The sequence below is a fragment of the Bacillus sp. SM2101 genome, assembly GCF_018588585.1.
Lineage (GTDB): Bacteria > Bacillota > Bacilli > Bacillales > SM2101 > Nanhaiella > Nanhaiella sioensis.
The window spans coordinates 68,277-87,102 of sequence record NZ_JAEUFG010000009.1 but is presented as its reverse complement, the minus strand read 5'-3'; the positions used below and the strand labels follow the sequence as shown (position 1 = coordinate 87,102).

Here is an 18,826-nt window from a genome sequence, read left to right as displayed (position 1 = left end):
ACTATTAAGTATCTACTAATGATGAATCTTTAATCTAACTGACTCTCGTTAATACTGCTAACAGAATTTCGTTTAACTAATGACGGCTTCATCATCTTTTGTACGACTTCACCTTCTGGGTTCTCAATTCTTTCTAAGACCAGTCTAGCCAGTTGTTTTCCAGCATCATAAACAGGCTGCTCAATCGTAGTTAGTGATGGATAAGATAATAAATCTATACCTAACCCATCAAACCCTGAAATCGATATTTCTTCAGGAACTTTCCTTCTTAATGTCCTAGCTGCCCTCATCGCACCTAATGCGAGTACATCGCTTGAACAAAAGAGTGCGGTTACATTTTCTTTTGTAAGTAAATCGAGTGTTTTTTCATATCCGCAATTTTCTTCATTAGCTGTAAATCTCATGAATTTATTCTCGACTTTAATTTCATGATCATGGAGTGCTTCGCAAAAACCGTGCAATCGATCAGTTGCAAAACGTTTGTTTTCATTAATACCAATGAAACCAATTCGCTGATGACCTTGCTTAATAATATGGTCAGTCATTAAATAAGACCCTTTTTTATTGTCAACATCTAACCAATCAATATCAAGGTCGGTGTGTCCGAATAAAACAATAGGTATATCCATCAAACTAGCGAGCCAATCGTCATCTGTCTTATCTAGACCCATTGCAATAATACCATCACATTTCAAAGGGATGTCACGATCTCTTCTCAAAAGGAATGAATAGTAAGATTTACTTAACTCCTCACTAATACCGGCAATCACATTCATTACGAATGGGTTAGCAGCCTCAAGCCTAATTGGAATGTATACGTGAATCACCTTTGTTCGATTAGATACAAGAGCCTTCGCAGCATGATTCGGTTTAAAGTCAAGTTCTTTCATATATTTCATTATTTTTTCTCTCGTCTCTAGCTTCACCTTCTCAGGTGTATTAATCACCCTTGAAACGGTTATTATCGAGACACCAGCGGCTTTCGCCACATCCTTCATTGTGGCCATGTTTTCCCCCTAAGTGACTGTTAACGTTTACATTGATATTATACTCCCGACGATAATTGACGTCAATAAGTTTCACTCGTTTTTTTCATACAATTATATGAATTGAATTTTCTGTTTCACCTGATCGACATATATCATTTCCATTTTAGCGTAACAACACTTGCAGGTGGAACTTTATATTCTCCTATGTTTTCTCTCCAACGAATTGATATATTTTGATCATTATCTGAATTCTTATTTGCAATTGTAACTACTATTGATTGATCAGGATTCATAAAGGCAACTACATCTAATTGTGTATTATCATTTTTTGCGTCTATTCGAATAGGGTTTCCCTCAATTGTCGGATGAACAAATTTGCTTACTTGCCCAAGGGCATAATATTCGACTTCTTTCCTTACTATACTCTCATCATTATCAACCGTATACACACCACGACAATTACCACAGCCTCCTAAATGAGGTCCAGATTGTTCATCTAATGCTAGGTTCCATAATAATACCATACTAGAATTATGCAACGGAGTACCTAAAATGATATTTTCCATATTCCACAGAAGATTGTCTTTAAAATTCGTAGCCCAACCTCCACCTGTTATTTCTGTCATATATAGTTCAGCATTCGGAAATTGTTCGCTTATTTTATCAAAGGCTTTACCGAAATCTTTAATTCCATCAGCTTCATAACCATGAAATGCGATACCTGAAATATAATTTGATGCATATTCATCTTCGAGGAGAACCGTACCATAATTAGCGATGTCTTCTTCAGCTCTAGTATTGTTATCTGTAAAATTGTGATCCCAGCCCATAATTTTTGTTTCAATCCCATTTGCTTCAAAGGCTGGACCTAAATAATTCCCAACAAAATCAGCCTGTTCAAAATGCTCCATATACATAGTTGGGTAATCTCCATGCATAAAATGAGGTTCATTTTGAACAGAGACATAATCGATCGTAAGCCCCTCAGTTTCATATGCCTTAATATATTTGACAAAATAATTTGCATAAACATTATTAAATTCTGTCAAATAAGCTCCACCTAATAACGAATGCGTTGTTTTCATCCAAGCAGGGGCACTCCAAGGAACAGATACTATTTTTACATTCGGATTGATTTCTTTAATTTGTTTGAGAACAGGAATGATAAATTCTTTATCTGGTTCAATTGAAAAATTTGATAATTCATTGTCAGTATCATATGGATCCTCTAAATCATTATAAGTATAATGCTTTCTTTCTCCAAATACAGGTCCTACAAAATCACTTGAGCCCATAGGCACTCTAACAACTGAAAGCCCTATTCCATTTTCTATTGAAAATAAACTTTCTAATATTTCATTACGCTCGGGGGAATTCACTATATTGTACGCAGAGCTATGTGATACAGCAGCCCCGTATCCATAAAATTCTTGATATTGTTTTTTATCATCAACAAGGATTTCTGTGTAATCATTATCCCCCTTCGATAAACCTTTACCCCACGCAAGGTCTTCTTGACGTTCTAATAGGGTGCTTTCATCACCTTTCGTTAGCCAAACTTCAGCAGGTTCCGCTTTTTTATTACTAAACATATTATTACCAGATACAATCACTACACCTATACCGACAACAATACAAGTAAGTAGGATCGTTATAACCAAACCTCTCTTCTTCTTTATCATCAATAATCCTCCCTCAACTCATCTTATGATAACGTTATCATAATTAAATAAATGTGTATGCAAAACACGATTTTATTACATTTGAATTTTATAAAATGGATGTCACAACGTCAATACATATTTTTTCTAATAATCTTTTTTTGACTATGGAATTCAATAGTTCTAAGTTTTACTTTCATTTTTAGAAATATACGTATTGAGTAAAAAAAGCCGGTACTTACCAAAACTAATGGTAGACCGACTCTAATAATTAGGCTTGTAGCTTTGCTTTATCTTCGTCCACTAACGCTCTACGTAAGATTTTTCCAACTGCTGTTTTTGGAAGTTCATCACGGAAGTCATAAATTCTAGGTACTTTATAAGCTGCCAAGTGCTTTCTACAATAGGCATCCAGCTCTTCTTCTGTACAATGTTGACCCTCTTTAATTACCACATATGCTTTTACTGTTTCACCTCGGTACGGATCTGGTATACCAGCAACAATCGCTTCTTGGATCTTTTCATTTTCATATAGAACCTCTTCTATTTCTCTAGGATAAATATTATAACCACCTGCTATGATCATGTCCTTTTTACGATCGACAATGAAGAAAAATCCATCTTCGTCCATATAGCCTAAGTCTCCAGTGTATAACCAGCCATCTTTAAGCGTTGCTTCAGTTTCTTCTGGCCGATTCCAATACCCTTTCATGACCTGAGGTCCCTTAACTAAAATTTCACCAATTTCATTTACTTCAGCAGACTTGCCAGTTTCCATGGAAAGTATCATTGCATCGGTATCTGGCCAAGGCACACCAATACTCCCCACTTTCCTCTTATCCCATACCATGTTAGCAATAACAGCAGGTGATGTTTCAGTAAGTCCATACCCCTCTACTAGACGTCCTCCACTAATTTTTTCAAATTGTTCCTGAACTTCAACTGGTAATGGTGCAGAACCACTTATACACGCTTCAATGGATGATAGGTCATACTCATTGATTTTAGGATGGTTTAATAAAGCTATATAAATTGTTGGAGCACCTGGAAAGATTGTAGGTTTGTGTTTATCAATAGCTTTAAGTGTATCTTGAGCATCAAACTTTGGTAATAATATCATTTTAGCTGCATACATTATCGAATAATTCATAACGGTTGTCATTCCATAAACGTGAAAGAAGGGTAGTAAACCTAAAACGCTTTCATTTCCTTTTTTGGATTTATATATCCAGTAATTACACATTGTTGTTTCAGATACTAAGTTCATATGTGTTAGCATTACTCCTTTGGATAAACCGGTCGTTCCTCCAGTATATTGTAGTAATGCCAAATCTTCGTAAGGGCTGAATTTAATATTGATTTCTTTTGGATCATAATTTTTTAACACGTTCTTAAATAAATTTGTTTTACTATTTTCTTCAATTTTAACTACAATTCCTGATTGCTTTTTTTGTATATAAGGAAAAATCATGTTTTTTGGAAATGGAAGATAATCTTTGATGGAAGTTACAATGACGTGGTCTATATTTGATTTCCCTTTTACGTTCATTACTTTTGGATATAATAAATCAAGACACAAAATGAACGTAGCACCTGAATCAATAAGCTGATGTTCTAGTTCTCTTTCCATATATAAAGGATTTGTTTGAACTACTACTCCCCCTGCAAGTAGTACTCCATAATATCCAATAACCGCTTGGGGACAGTTCGGAAGCATAATTGAAACTCGATCCCCTTTTTTTAACCCCTTGTCGACTAAAAAATTTGCAAATGATAATGACTGATCATAGACTTGACGAAATGTCATTTCTTTCCCAAGAAAATGAAGCGCTTTCTTTTCTGGGTACTCTAATGCCGATTCCTTCAAATACTGGTGTAATGTTTTTTCCTCATAAGCAATAGAAGTCGGAATTTCCTTCGGATAATGCTGAAACCAGACTTTTTCTTTTCCCATCTTTTTTCCCCTTTCGACATTACAAGACATACACACATTACTAGTATAAAACAAAATTGTTAGTTTTTTAATATATTTTTGAATTTTTTTAATATAATAGAACTAACCCCCAGCACTTTATCACATTAACGTACTGGGGGTCAGGCTCTTAATTAACTTTTTTCTGTTTTTCTTTTTCTTCGTCAACTAAAGCACGACGGAGTATTTTTCCTACTGCTGTTTTCGGTAATTCATCACGGAATTCATAGATTCTCGGTACTTTATAAGCAGCTAAATGCTTTCGACAAAATGCATCTAGTTCTTCTTCGGTACACTCTTCACCCTCTTTAAGTACAATGTATGCTTTCACCGTTTCACCACGATAAGCGTCTGGAACTCCTGCGGCAACTGCCTCTAATATTTTGCTATTTTCATATAGCACCTCTTCTATTTCACGAGGATAAATATTGTAGCCACCAGCAATAATCATATCTTTTTTGCGGTCGACTATGTAGAAAAATCCTTCTTCATCGACATATCCTAAATCTCCAGTTAAAAACCAACCATCTTTGAAAGAAGCCTCATTTTCTTCTGGACGGTTCCAATAACCTTGAGTAACTTGCGGTCCTTTAATAGCGATCTCACCAATTTCATTAACTTTTGCAGGTTCTCCTGTCTCCATAGAAAAAATGATGCCATCTGTATCAGGAAATGGGATACCAATGCTTCCTAATTTGCGTTTCTCCCACACGGTATTTGCTAGAGCAACCGCTGATGTTTCAGTCAGTCCATAACCTTCAACTAGCCTTCCACCACTTACTTTTTCAAATTGTTCTTGTACTTCTAATGGCAGAGGTGCTGAACCCGATATACATGCTTGGATCGAAGTCAAATCATAATCCTTAATTTTTGGATGATTCAATAATGCAATAAAGATTGTCGGTGCCCCTGGAAATACAGTTGGCTTATGTTTATCAATTGCTTTTAATGCATCACCAGCATCGAATTTAGGTAGCAAAATCATTTTTGCTCCATATAATGCTGAAAAATTTAAGACTGTGGATAAGCCATAAACATGAAAAAATGGTAAAATACCTAAAACTATATTTTCTTTATCATTATTTTTATATAACCAATGATGGCACATAGTTGTAACTGACGTTAAATTATTATGTGTGAGCATAACTCCTTTGGATAAACCAGTTGTACCACCAGTATATTGTAGTAAAGCTATTTCATCTGGAGATACTTCGATGCTCAACTCATGGGCTTCATAGTTCTTGAGAATACTCTTTATTTTATGGGTATTACTATCTTCTTCTATAGTAACTACAATTCCATGTTGTTTTTTCTGAATGTAAGGATAGATGAGGTTTTTCGGAAATGGCAGATAATCTTTGATGGAAGTTACAATGATGTGTTCAATTTTTGTCTTACCTTTTACATTCATTACTTTGGGATATAGTAAATCAAGGCATAAAATAAAAGTTGCACTAGAATCTAATAGCTGATGCTCTAGCTCTCTTTCCATATATAAAGGATTTGTTTGGACAACTACTCCACCTGCCAAAAACACTCCAAAATAACCAATAACAGATTGAGGACAATTAGGAAGCATTATGGAAGCTGTGTCACCCTTCTTAAATCCCTTTTCTTTTAAGAAGTTAGCAAACTTAAGCGCTTGTTCATACAGTTCAGCAAATGTCATTTCTTTCCCTAAAAAATGAAGCGCTTTCTTTTCTGGCATTTTGCTAGCAGTTTCCTTTAAAAATTCCTGCATCGTTTTTTCTTCATATTTAAGTGATTTTGGTACTTCCTTAGGGTAATGCTCAGTCCAAATCTTTTCAACTTGTTCTATATTCTCCACATTTCATCCCCCTTTTTACCTATTTTCAATTAGGCCCTTATTTTAAGTATAAATGAAATTTGAAAGTTGTCTATTATATTTTGAATTTTTTAATTATTTAGTAATTAACATCCCTCATCTCACTGGTGCGAAAACATCTTAGTGGGATGAGGGACTACCCTTTAGAACCCGAGAGCTTTTATAATTTTTTGTCCAGGCATTCTATTCTTTCCTTTATACGGGAAGCTATGGATGTGTATAGCAGGGTTAAAGTTCAATTCAATGATTGCATAGTTTTCTTCAATTTTATTTTTTGTTATATCAGGAATCACCATGTCAACACCACAAATAGTTGCGCCAGCTGCTTTTGCTGCCTTTATTGCAACCGTTTTATACTCGACTGGAATCTCATCAGTGTAATCAATACTGTCACCGCCCGTGCTAATATTAGAATTTTCTCTTAAAAATATTCGTTCTCCATGCTTAGGTATATACATAAAGTCTTTTCCCTGTTCTCGTAAAAACATCTTTTCAGGCTCTCCTAAATCTATTCTTTCCAAAGGAGTCTTATATCCCTTTCCTCTCAGAGGGTCTTTGTTTTTTTCTACGACTAATTCTGTTATGTTACTATATCCATCTCCAATGACATTAGCAGGAACTCTATTAAGTATCCCAACAACATCATCACCGATAACAAGAAATCTGTATTCTTTTCCATCAACAAATTCTTCAATAAGGATAGAAGTGTCATGTGTAAAAGCCATTTCTACTGCTTTTTCAAATAAGTGTCGCGAGAACACGTTTTTTAAAATTGTAATTCCTAATCCAAAGTTTGTTGACTTTGGTTTAATAACTATGTCTTGATTGCAAAATAAACGATACGCGTTTTTTGCCTCATTTATATTATTATAGTATTCACCATTAGGAACCTTTATCCCCGCATGGTTTAGTACTTTCTTAGTTACTAGTTTGTTCTCCATAATTAAGACTGTGCTATATGAATCCAAAGACGTTTTGGTTGCTTGCTTCACATACTCTTGTTTAAATCCATCGTCCAATAATACAAAATTTTCCTGTCTATCTAAAATCTCGAAATTCACGCCCGTTTTAAGTGCATTCATTAGTAGTATTTGTGTGGACAATTCAAGATCTTCATGGTGCAATAAGTTAAATTTCTTTATTTTACTTTCCTTCAAATGAACTTCTGCTAAATTTAAATGATAATCAATATACGAGTGCTCCTTTACCCCCTTCGATATCACAGAAGAAATAGTTATTTCTGGATTATCAATCTTCTCTTTGGCGCTTCTAATGATTTCTTTGTACTTATTTTCTTTCATTCCAAGTTGGAGAGCTAGATCTAACATCTTATCCAATATGTTATGTCCCCAATCATGCATACTTATTTTTTCGTGTTCATTTTTTAGCAACATTAACTGTGGCTTTCTACCTAAACTTGCAACGAGATTATGATTCTTTAACGCTATATTTTGATCAATGCCCTTCGTTTCCTTTTCATTGATAAAGAGTGTGAACAGGATAAAAAGATGGAAAAATTCTAATGTATTAAGATCTATTCCCACTTTGTGCAATGGATTAAGATCTAAAATCCTAAATTCTACATAAGCAATGCCGTCTTTACTTAATGAGCTTAAATAATTTTTTTTATCATGAGGTTTTAATTTAACTGGGCTGTAATATTCCTCAACCCTACTTATCTCTCCGGTTTTAATTAACTTATTCAGGTCACGTAAGTACTCTTCAACATTACGGTGAGAAACATGAAAGTTTGTTTTATTTCTATAACCACAAAGCCCATTTCTGAAAGAGCTTCCATATTCTAAATTATTATGTGAACGATCATCACATGTCGAGTCAAAACATTTTTCGGACACACTGGCCCCAAATAAATAGATAAGAAGCCATCTATATTTCAAAAAATTTCTACTGACTTTTAGATAAACCTCATTTTTAAACTCTTTAAATGAGAGCCCAGTGCTTAATTGTTGATGTATCATTTGTAGAAAATGTTCTGTAAAAGAAAAGTTAAAATGGATACCAGAAATGAGCTGTTTTTTCTTACCATATTTTTCAGCCAACTTCATTCTATACTCTTCAGCTTGGTGGCCTTTTGCAGATGAATCATATCGAGCTATAGGAATCGTTTCTTCATTTGGTAATAGAGGCGGAGCGCTTTGAGGCCATAAATATTCATCCTCAAGCTCAAGTGAGACGATATGGTGAATATTTTCAAGAAAGTTATAGCTTTCTTGTATTGTGCTACATATAGGTGTAATCATTTCTATTTGACTTTCAGAGAAATCAGTTGTGATAAAAGGGTTTTGAAGCTTATTTCCAAATCCTATTGGATGAGGTGATAAAGCTAATTTACCTGTACGATCGACTCTGACATTTTCCTTTTCTAATCCAAAATTCCCTTCAAATACACCTTTTTCAAGACCCAATGTTTTTATTTTATTTAACAAGTTTATCGTTTCTAACATCCTCATACTCCTTCTGATGTTTATTACATCTATATATGTTGTTCTTTTAGTAAGGCTGTTTTCACATTGATTGTCGTTTTTCGTAATAAAAAGGTAAATACGAATAAGCCAAGCGTTCGTGGTACCTTTTCTCATTTAAAATGAGGACCATTGCATAAATTAATTTTTATGACAGCCCTAAATGTATCTCAATAGCAACAATGTTTACGAAAAGAGACTTTTATAAACTTTTTTATGGTGACAACATTGTAACCAAGCAAAATGCCACGTGCAGCTCGTTCATAGTAAAAAACAATCAATGCACATCAGCTTTAATACAAAATCCTCTATATTAATCAAAAATATTTGATGATCATCCCGAAACTTTAAGTTCCCTCAAGTTTAGTACACTTAGGTTATCAAAGTGTATAAACTGACAGGTACTGACGAGGATTCAAGCCTTAAAATCCTAACCATTTCATATGTATAAAAACACTGCAATCTTTAATATAAATTAATCAAATATTTTTGATATATGTACTCATCTTATTATGATAACCTCAAATAGTCAACTATAATTCAACTTAAATTACTAGGTTACTTTAACACACTACCGTACTGATGTTCTGATACTAAATACATATTTCAAATTGCTGGGCATACAATCTAGTGTTATCTATCTATTGGCTGTTTTCGCATGAAGCGTTTTTCTCCCACCTAGCAAGTATTTCATTCAACCTGTCTACCTATAATATTCGCTGTAGCCTGACCTAGCATTTAACATTTTCTAAAAATAACATTTATCGAAAAGAGCCTAACTATCTTTGAAGGGGGATAATTTCTTATGAGTAGATTACCTGAACCATATAAAATAAAAATGATAGAGCCAATTCGGTTGATTTCTAGAGAAGAAAGAAAACATAAGTTAATAGAAGCTGGTTACAATCCTTTTTTATTAAAAAGTGAAGATGTATATATTGATCTGTTGACAGATAGTGGAACAGGTGCTATGAGTGACAGACAATGGTCTGGACTCATGCTTGGGGATGAATCATATGCCGGGAGTCGTAACTTCTATTACTTAAAGGAGACAGTCCAGCAATTGACAAATTATCAATATGTCATCCCCACTCATCAAGGTCGTGGTTCAGAGCAAGTTCTATTCTCACAATTAATTAAGAAAGGGCAAGCTGTGTTAGGAAATATGCATTTTGATACAACAAAAGCACATATAGAGTTGAATGGTGGAAAAGCAGTGAACCTCGTTATTTCTGAAGCATACGATACATCAAATCAGCATCCTTTTAAAGGGAATTTTGATACAAATAAATTAGAATCCTATATTCAACAGCACGGTGAGGAAAGTATTGCTTTTATTAATGTGACGATTACGTGTAATAGTGCTGGGGGACAACCTGTTTCTATAGAAAACATAAAGGCTGTTTCCAAAATCGCCAATAAATATCACATACCTCTCATTTTCGATGCAGCTCGCTTTGCAGAGAATGCATATTTTATCAAAATGAGAGAAGATGGCTATAAAGACAAAGATATACGTGCCATTGTAAGAGAAATGTTTGCATATGGAGATGGCTTAACGATGAGTGGCAAAAAGGATGGGCTTGTCAACATTGGTGGACTCATTGTAATAAAGGAAGATGAGAAATTATTTCAACAGTGTACATCAACAATCGTGCTATTAGAAGGTTTTCCGACGTATGGAGGGTTAACTGGAAGAGATATGCAAGCTCTTGCTGTTGGATTAAATGAAGTTGTTGAAATTGATTATTTACACCACCGCATAAGCCAAGTACAGTTATTAGGAAAACTATTAGTAAGTTATGATATCCCCATTCAAGAGCCTATCGGAGGCCATGCTGTTTTTGTTGATGCAAAAAAGCTGTTACCACACATTCAACCTAGCCAGTTCCCAGCTCATGCGTTGGCTTGTGAATTATACATTGAAAGTGGTATTCGAGGTGTTGAAATCGGCTCTCTTTTATTTGGAAGAGATAGCGAATCTAGAAAGGACGGGTTGTCAAAGTTAGAATTACTTAGATTAACAATACCGAGAAGAGTATATACTGATAATCATATTCAATACGTAGGAGAATCGTTAGGAAAACTGTCTCATAAACGTTCCCAAATAACTGGTGTTCATTTTACTTATGAACCAACTATACTTCGTCACTTTACTGCTCGCTTTAAACCTATCTAGCCTCAACATAACACGATAATCGCCTTTTTCTATGAATGATCCATTCATTAGAAAAAGGTTTTTTTATTGGATGTTTTCACCTTAATTTTAGCTATCCGTAACAATATCTAAATACAAATATAACTAACATTCTCGGCATCTTCTCTTTTATAAAGAATATAAAAATCATATTATAGACTTCATCTCCTTCGAATGTAAGTAAAAAAAGCAGCAAAGTATACGAAAATTTTCATGTAATCCCTCCTTTGAATAAAGGCAGAACAGCCTCTCTTCCAACACACAACTAATGAACGTTGATCTATTTAGAACAGCTAACATTTTAGTTCATCTAAGCATGAAAACTTATGCCTGATGTTAACCATCCTATACAGTAAATGTATAAATACAATTCACTGTTCTCATATTAATTGGACTCAATTACCGTTTTTTAAGGAAGAATGAAAGGTCCCAGTTATATTCATAATGTAAGAGCCTTCCCCTTAGTAAGAGTTTATACATTAAAAGGTTAGTGATTATAAATAGTTTAAATTATTAGAAAAGTAGGAATATTTAAAATAGTTATAAAAACCTAAGGATTTATGAGCAATCTTTGCTATTTATTCATAAAATGAGGAAATTGTAGTGTTGACTCTCAACCGATAGAATGATAAATTTTAAGAAAATTACAAAATAAAGTAAATTCAAGGATACCTACATGTGAAAGCGGTCTATTTCTTTATTTATGCTGCATGAATGATCGTGTTCCTTGAATGAATTGCGAATAAATATTTCCCAGTGAAGTAAGCGTCTCTGTAGCCAAACACCAGAATGTAATGCCATTAAGTCGTAATACAAATAAAAAGATGCATAATTATGATGAACTATTAGAGTTCAAGAATTGAGTACAAATTTTAAAGAATTATGATATACGGTGACAATTGTATAAAACGATGTTTTTTTGTGGAATTTTTGTGTTAATAACAACAAAAATGCTAAAAGAGCCTTTGATAAAGCCTCAAATTTATATGTTCTATTTTCTTTCGCTGTTTTCTCATGAAGTTTGTATTTCGAATACCTAAACAAAAATTATAGCCCTTATCCAACGTATTTTAATAAATAGTAACAAAGTATACGAAAAGAGCCTCATTATTTTACTCTTAACGAATGGAGATGTTATGTATGCTTTTTAATGACAAACCTTGTGGAAATTATACGATTGATCGAATCGAAGGTGCGATAGCTGTCCTATTATATAGGGAAGATACTTCTAAAGAAATAAATTTACCATGTACAATGTTACCAGTTGATGCAGTGGAAGGAAGTTTGTTGGAATTATCTCTTGATAACCAAGATCATGTACAAATTAAATTATTTCTCGAAGAGACAGAAAGTGTACGAAAGAGTGTAGAAGCACTACTACAGAAGTTAAGAGGTTGAATTAAAACAAGCTAGCATCGTTAATATTTCATGCTAGCTTCAAGAAATATATGGAAACATCCAATACATTTTTCTTCCATCTTTTAACCTATCTCCAAATTACCTTCAAATTTTTTATATGTTACAAATAAACATTGATACGTAGCTCTTACTCCATGCTCATCTCGATAATTATTATCATATTGTTTAATTACTTCTTTAAAAAACGATGGTCTCTGACAGGATTTTCCCGCATTGCTATTATTGGCTCCTATTTTCTTTATTGCAGTAAAAAATTCATGCACTGTCTGAAAATATTCTATTTCAAGGTCTTCTTCGACCCGAAAATTTTCAATAGGTATTTCATGACTATTATTAAACGCTCCCTTACTGAGGTTTGATAGCTCTAACATCGTGAAAAATGATTGCCCTGGTGCAGTTTCCATTTGAAGATTTAATACCTGTTTTGCGCTATCGTAGCTTGAATGAAGTTCACTGAAAGTAAGATTTCCAAAGGTGGAAAATGAGATTACTCCTCCTTTATTTAATGCTTTTCTCAGCTTTGTTAACATAAGAGGCAAATTATTTAACCATTGGAAGGTCGCATTCGAAATAATTATATCGTAACCTTCAAGCATTTCTATGTCTTCGATATCTGCGCATAGAAATGTGACGGCCTTGCCATTCAATCGCTTTTTCGCTATGTCAATCATACCTGGAGCTAGGTCTACAGCTGTAATTTTTGCATGAGGAAAATTGGTATATATTAAATTTGTTAAATAGCCAGTTCCGCAACCAATTTCTAAAATATTTAACCTATCCCCATATGTAAATGATGAAAGCTTATTCATTAATTTTTGCGCCATCTTTTTCTGTACGATTGCGTAATTATCATAGGTTTCTGCTCGTTGACTAAAGCGCTTTTTTAATAGCTTCTTATCAATCATCGTCTTTCCCTTTCTTCTATAAATTCCTTAATTAAATTTGCACAAGTTTCTTCCTCGGTAAAAAATGGTATATGGCCAGAATGATGAAGAATGTGTAGAATTGAGTTTGTTATCTTCGTGTGAATATACTTGGAAGCTTCAACTGGGCATATATTATCTTCCACCCCATGAATTAATAAACTCGGGACATCAATGCTTGCTAATTGTTCCCGAACATCTTGTTCAATGAGGTAATCTAACCCTTTTATGAGAGTATTTAAGTCGTTATCAAGAGCACCCGCTATACACAATCGTAAAAATTTATCATAATCTCCCATTTCATGCTCATGTACAGAAAACATTGAGTGATAAAATGCCTGTAATGTTCTGCCTTTATCTCTTCTCAGTTGCTTCTTCATACGTTCTACAATTCGTGGATTCCACCCCGAGAGATAATTGTCCATAATCGTAAAACGACTCGTTCCTCCTACTAAAATTAAACCATCAATATTTTTATGTTTAGTAGCAATATTTATTGCAGCTATTGAGCCCATTGACCATCCTAGGAGATAAACCTCTTTAGTTTTATCATTTAAGAAAGAGCCCACTCTTTCTTCCAGGTTTGCTCCAGAGATGATGTCTTGCCAGTCTATAAAATTAAAATGGAACAATGGTTCTAAAAGATGGGTCAATGGTATAAATACTTCCTTTTCCATCCCCCAACCTGGTAACAAAACAAGATGTTTTTTTGACATATTAAATCACCCCTAGACTTTTCCCAACATAAATTATCCTATCCAAAGCCCAATTAATATCTTCGCGTGCTTGAGCTGAAGTAATAGTAAAACGGACTCTCGACTCCTTCTCAGGAACTGTAGGGGGTCGAACCGGGATTGCAGCAATACCTTCTTGTTGAAGTAATCTAGCAAAATGTATTGACCGGTCATTTTCCCCAACAAGTATCGGCACAATCTGTGTTTCACTACTACATATATTAAATCCATTTCGTAATAATTCACTACGAAAATGATAAGCTAGGTCGTGTAACGACTGTCGCTTCTGACCTGCTTGTTGAGCAATTTCAATTGACTTAATTATCGAGCCTAGAACAGCAGGTGGTAATGCAGTTGTATAAATCAAACTGCGCATTCGGTTGATTAAATAGTCTATTAACCACTTATCACCAACAACATATGCACCATAAGAACCGAGTGCCTTGCTAAAAGTCCCCATTTGGATGTCCACCTTACTTTGTAGGTGCTCCATTTCCGCATAACCTGTGCCATTTTCCCCATAAACACCCGTTGCATGAGCTTCATCAACCATTAACAATGCATTATAGCGTTCTTTTAATTCGACAAGTCCTTTGAGGTCAGCAATATCCCCATCCATACTAAACACCGTATCTGTAACTATTAATTTCCTTTTCTCTATTGGTTCCCTTTGTAATAAAGCCTCTAAGTGATTTAAGTCTTTATGTCGATAACGTCTATGCTTTGCTCGGCTTAAAACAATTCCATCTACTATACTTGCATGGTTTAATTTATCACTAAACACTACATCATCTCGCCCGGTCAAGGCTGAAATAACCCCGATATTTGCTACATATCCACTATTAACAATTATTCCAGCTTCTGTGTGTTTCCATTTTATGAGTTCTTTTTCAGCCTTATCGTAAAGGGGATGACTTCCAACTATTAATCGTGACGATGTAGAGCCTACACCATAATGTTGAATAGCTTCAATCATTGCATGTTTCAAACGTTCGTCTCCAGCTAGTCCTAGATAGTTATTTGAGGCAAGGTTTAACATTCTTTGCCCTTCTATCGTTAACCATGCTTGATCAGCATTTTCTGTCATTACGAGGTACCTTCTCGCTGATTCGTTATCTAATGCTAATAATTCATCTTTAATGTCTTTTTCCCATCTACTTACGTGTTCGATCGTTATTCTACCTCCCACACCATATACGTAAAGAGGCTTACTCTGAATACCTGAGCTCGCCTCTTCTTTTCTAATATTCTATATTGCTACTAAAAGGAACCTTCCTCAATTTCAAAACCTAGATCTTCGATCATTTGATGATCAATTGTTGCTGACTGCCCTTCTGTCGTTAGATAATCACCTACAAAGATTGAATTCGCTGCATACAATCCCATTACTTGAAGAGAACGTAAATTAATTTCTCTTCCACCTGACATTCTTATTTCTTTAGATGGATTTATCAAACGGAACAAGGCAAGAACTTTTAAACAAAAGCGTGGATTTAGTTCATCCATTTTTTCAAGCGGCGTTCCTTCAATAGCATTTAAGAAATTAACTGGAATTGAATCAGCATCAATATTACGAAGCTCAACAGCTATGTCATATAAATCATTATGTGATTCTCCCATACCAATAATACATCCAGAACATGGTGAAATGCCGGCTCTTTTGACATTTTCCACGGTCTCAACTCGATCATCATATGTATGAGTTGTTGTTATTTTTTCATGATGCCCAGCACTAGTATTCAAATTATGGTTGTAACGGTCTACTCCCGCTTCCTTTAATTGGTCCACTTTATCATTAGAAACAATACCTAAGCAGGCACATATCTTTAGTGGCATATCTTCCTTAATTTCCTTTACCGCAGCAACTACTTGTTCTACTTCTTTATCTGTTGCACCACGTCCGCTCGCAACAATACAATATGTTCCTGCTTTTCGTGCCATAGCTTCACGAGCTCCACTTACAAGCGTATCCTTATCAAGAAGTGTATATTTTTCAACTGGTGCATTAGAAACAATAGATTGAGAGCAATAACCACAATCTTCTGGACATAACCCACTTTTAGCATTAATAATCATATTTAACTTCACTTTATTACCGTAAAAGTGCTTTCTAACTTTGTATGCTGACTGTAAAATAGGTAATAGTTCTTCATCTGGAGCCGATAGTACACTTAGTGCCTCGTCTCTCGTAATTAATTCCCCTGCTAACGATTTTTCTGCTAACTTATCCCATTGTGTAACATGAACTAGATTTTCCATATAATGTCCTCCTATTTACCCTTATCTTTTATCGTAATTAACATTTTTATAGTGTATTGCTATTGAGACTAAATTAGGATATTAACTATTAAATTTATACAAATGAGAAAAATGCCACAAACGCTTGATTTATAGGTGCTGATTTCTTAGTATGAAAAACAATGAACTGCCCTTTTTTATTAAGTAATTTACGCGTACGTCGAATGTTTGTAACCTTTTCTATAAACGTAACAATTGAATGAATTTACTTCTTGCTTGATTATTTTGAACTGATTACGAATTTATTGCATTTAATAAACTAGTAACCTTTATTTTTTCATTTACCATGTCCACAACTTGTTTTCGAGTGGCCCCCTCCATCCAAGGCATAACTCCTAGTACAGGAACATCAGTAAACTCTTCAATTAAAGCTGGATTCGTTTCTTCAGCAATACCGTATTCATCTTCTTTCAAACCATTAATAATAATACCTAAAACATGAAGCCCAGACCTTTTGGCAAATTCAATTGTTAGCAACGTATGGTTGACAGTACCCAGGTTGGGTCGTGCGACGATTAATAAGGGCAGACCAATCTCTTTTGCAACATCAGACACTAAATAGTTTTTGCCAAGAGGAACTGCCAAACCACCAGCACCTTCAATTAAAAAAGTACTATGTGTTTTTTTTACGCTATGCCATGCTGCAATTACACCATCTATTGATACATGTCTTCCTTCTCTCTTTGCCGCAACATACGGTGCAAGTGGTTCTTCGAATTGATAGGGATTAATTTCTTCTAATGAATTGCCATCAAGTGACATCTGCTTTAAAATTGCTGCGTCACTTTGTGGATCATCACGACTCATTCCACTAAGCATTGGCTTAAACACACCGACGTCTTGACCTTTATCTTTTAATACAGCTGCTAAAGCACCCGTAACGAAAGTTTTTCCTATTTCTGTATCTGTTCCCGTTATAAAAATACCGCTACTCATTAAATTGAGACCCCTCAGTAATGATATAAATTGATTCTTTCATAATTGACATCATCGCTTGAAGATCATCATTAGTGCTCGCCAATGGTGGCATAAATACGACGACATCTCCTAGTGGTCTCGTAATCATTCCTAGCTCCCTCATTTTCAATGTTACGTTGTAGCCGATACGCTTTTCCCACTGAAATGGCTCTTTCGTTTGTTTGTCTTTTACAAGTTCAATTCCTGTCATCAAGCCCACTTGCCTAATATCCCCAACATGGTTTAACTCATAAAATTCTTCAAACATTTGATGGACATCTGCGGATTTCTTTTTAACATTGTCAACTATATTTTCATGCTCAAATAACTTGAGGTTCGCTAAAGCTACAGCACATCCTAATTGATTTCCTGTATAAGAATGACCATGAAAGAATGCTTTCATTTTCGTATAATCATCATAGAAAGCCTCATAAATTTTCTCGCTCGTCATCGTAATTGCAATAGGAAGATATCCCCCTGTCAGCCCTTTACCAGCTGTCATAATGTCTGGCACGACCCCTTCATGATTACAAGCAAACATCTCGCCAGTCCTACCGAAGCCAGTGGCAACTTCATCAGTAATGAGGAGTACATCATATAACTTACAAAGTTTTTCGACTCCTGCTAAGAATCCCTTTGGCATGTTAATCATGCCTCCAGCACCTTGCATCATTGGTTCTACTATTAAAGCAGCAATTTCGTTATGACGCTCTTCAAGTAGTAATTGCAGCTTGTGTAAGCATTCGTCACGACAAACATCAGCATTAGCAGATGGATGACGATATATGTATGGATACGGTGTTTTATAGCTGTCAAACATTAATGGTTTATACACTTTATGAAATATATCTATGTCGCCAACACTTACAGCACCAACAGTATCACCATGATATCCGTTGTTCATTGTAATAAACTTTTGCTTTGATGTTTTACCAATGTTTCTCCAATATTGGAAAGCCATTTTTAGAGCAATTTCAACTGATGTTGCACCACTATCTGAATAAAAAACTCTATCAAGTCCTGGAGGTGTTAGGTTGACGAGCTGTTCAGCAAGCTCCGTCGCTGGTACATTTGTCATTCCTAGTAAGGTTGAATGTGCTATTTTGTCTAGCTGCGCACGAATGGCATCATCTAGCTCTTTTTTTCTATGTCCATGAACGTTTAACCATACAGAAGAAAAACCATCATAATAGACCTTTCCTTCAGTATCTTTTAACTTAACCCCCTCTCCACTTTCAATAATGAGAGGATCCCTTTCATAGTCTTTCATTTGTGTAAAAGGTAGCCACAAATGCTTTTTGCTTTTTTCAATTAATTGCTCATGATCATTCATTAAAAAAACCCACC

The 18,826-nt window shown here is 34.8% G+C and carries 13 protein-coding genes; 2 read left to right on the top strand and 11 right to left on the bottom strand.

Annotation, left to right across the window (positions count from 1 at the left end; genetic code table 11):
• Positions 1–29: 29 nt before the first annotated feature.
• The 5 genes from JM172_RS10660 to gshAB form a co-directional block, all read right to left on the bottom strand.
• Positions 30–1,007, bottom strand: a complete 978-nt coding sequence (locus JM172_RS10660) for a LacI family DNA-binding transcriptional regulator (protein ID WP_214482283.1) — start codon at positions 1,005–1,007, stop codon at positions 30–32.
• Positions 1,008–1,141: 134 nt separating this feature from the next.
• Positions 1,142–2,671 (bottom strand): glycoside hydrolase family 30 protein, encoded by a 1,530-nt coding sequence (locus JM172_RS10655; protein WP_214482282.1) that lies wholly within the window; start codon positions 2,669–2,671, stop codon positions 1,142–1,144.
• Positions 2,672–2,921: 250 nt separating this feature from the next.
• Positions 2,922–4,604: an AMP-binding protein gene (locus JM172_RS10650; protein ID WP_214482281.1), complete on the bottom strand. Its 1,683-nt coding sequence runs from the start codon at positions 4,602–4,604 to the stop codon at positions 2,922–2,924.
• Between the two features lie 148 nt (positions 4,605–4,752).
• Complete coding sequence (locus JM172_RS10645; RefSeq protein ID WP_352223333.1) at positions 4,753–6,441, bottom strand: AMP-binding protein; 1,689 nt, start codon at positions 6,439–6,441, stop codon at positions 4,753–4,755.
• A 170-nt stretch (positions 6,442–6,611) separates the two neighbouring features.
• Positions 6,612–8,933, bottom strand: coding sequence for a bifunctional glutamate--cysteine ligase GshA/glutathione synthetase GshB (gshAB, locus tag JM172_RS10640; protein ID WP_250886615.1), 2,322 nt, complete (start codon positions 8,931–8,933; stop codon positions 6,612–6,614).
• Between the two features lie 823 nt (positions 8,934–9,756).
• Between gshAB and JM172_RS10635 the strand changes: the two genes are divergently transcribed.
• Positions 9,757–11,130, top strand: a complete 1,374-nt coding sequence (locus JM172_RS10635; RefSeq protein ID WP_214482279.1) for a tryptophanase — start codon at positions 9,757–9,759, stop codon at positions 11,128–11,130.
• 1,158 nt (positions 11,131–12,288) lie between these two features.
• Positions 12,289–12,546 carry a DUF3006 domain-containing protein gene (locus JM172_RS10630; RefSeq protein ID WP_214482278.1) on the top strand — a complete coding sequence of 86 codons (258 nt, stop codon included), beginning with the start codon at positions 12,289–12,291 and terminating at the stop codon, positions 12,544–12,546.
• 83 nt (positions 12,547–12,629) lie between these two features.
• On the opposite strand, the gene bioC is transcribed toward JM172_RS10630, so the two are convergent.
• The 6 genes from bioC to bioA form a co-directional block, all read right to left on the bottom strand.
• Positions 12,630–13,472: a malonyl-ACP O-methyltransferase BioC gene (gene bioC, locus JM172_RS10625; RefSeq protein WP_214482277.1), complete on the bottom strand. Its 843-nt coding sequence runs from the start codon at positions 13,470–13,472 to the stop codon at positions 12,630–12,632.
• A complete protein-coding gene (locus JM172_RS10620) occupies positions 13,469–14,206 on the bottom strand; it encodes an alpha/beta fold hydrolase (protein WP_214482276.1) in 738 nt (245 codons plus the stop codon). The genes bioC and JM172_RS10620 overlap by 4 nt, the downstream gene beginning before the upstream one ends.
• 1 nt (position 14,207) lies before the next feature.
• Positions 14,208–15,413: an 8-amino-7-oxononanoate synthase gene (gene bioF, locus JM172_RS10615; protein ID WP_352223286.1), complete on the bottom strand. Its 1,206-nt coding sequence runs from the start codon at positions 15,411–15,413 to the stop codon at positions 14,208–14,210.
• A 71-nt stretch (positions 15,414–15,484) separates the two neighbouring features.
• Positions 15,485–16,483, bottom strand: coding sequence for a biotin synthase BioB (bioB, locus tag JM172_RS10610; protein WP_214482275.1), 999 nt, complete (start codon positions 16,481–16,483; stop codon positions 15,485–15,487).
• A gap of 273 nt (positions 16,484–16,756) precedes the next feature.
• Positions 16,757–17,458, bottom strand: coding sequence for a dethiobiotin synthase (bioD, locus tag JM172_RS10605; protein ID WP_214482274.1), 702 nt, complete (start codon positions 17,456–17,458; stop codon positions 16,757–16,759).
• Entirely contained in the window at positions 17,451–18,812 is a 1,362-nt protein-coding gene (bioA, locus tag JM172_RS10600; RefSeq protein ID WP_214482273.1) for an adenosylmethionine--8-amino-7-oxononanoate transaminase, read from the bottom strand. Before bioA ends, bioD begins: the two co-directional genes overlap by 8 nt.
• Positions 18,813–18,826 lie beyond the last annotated feature (14 nt).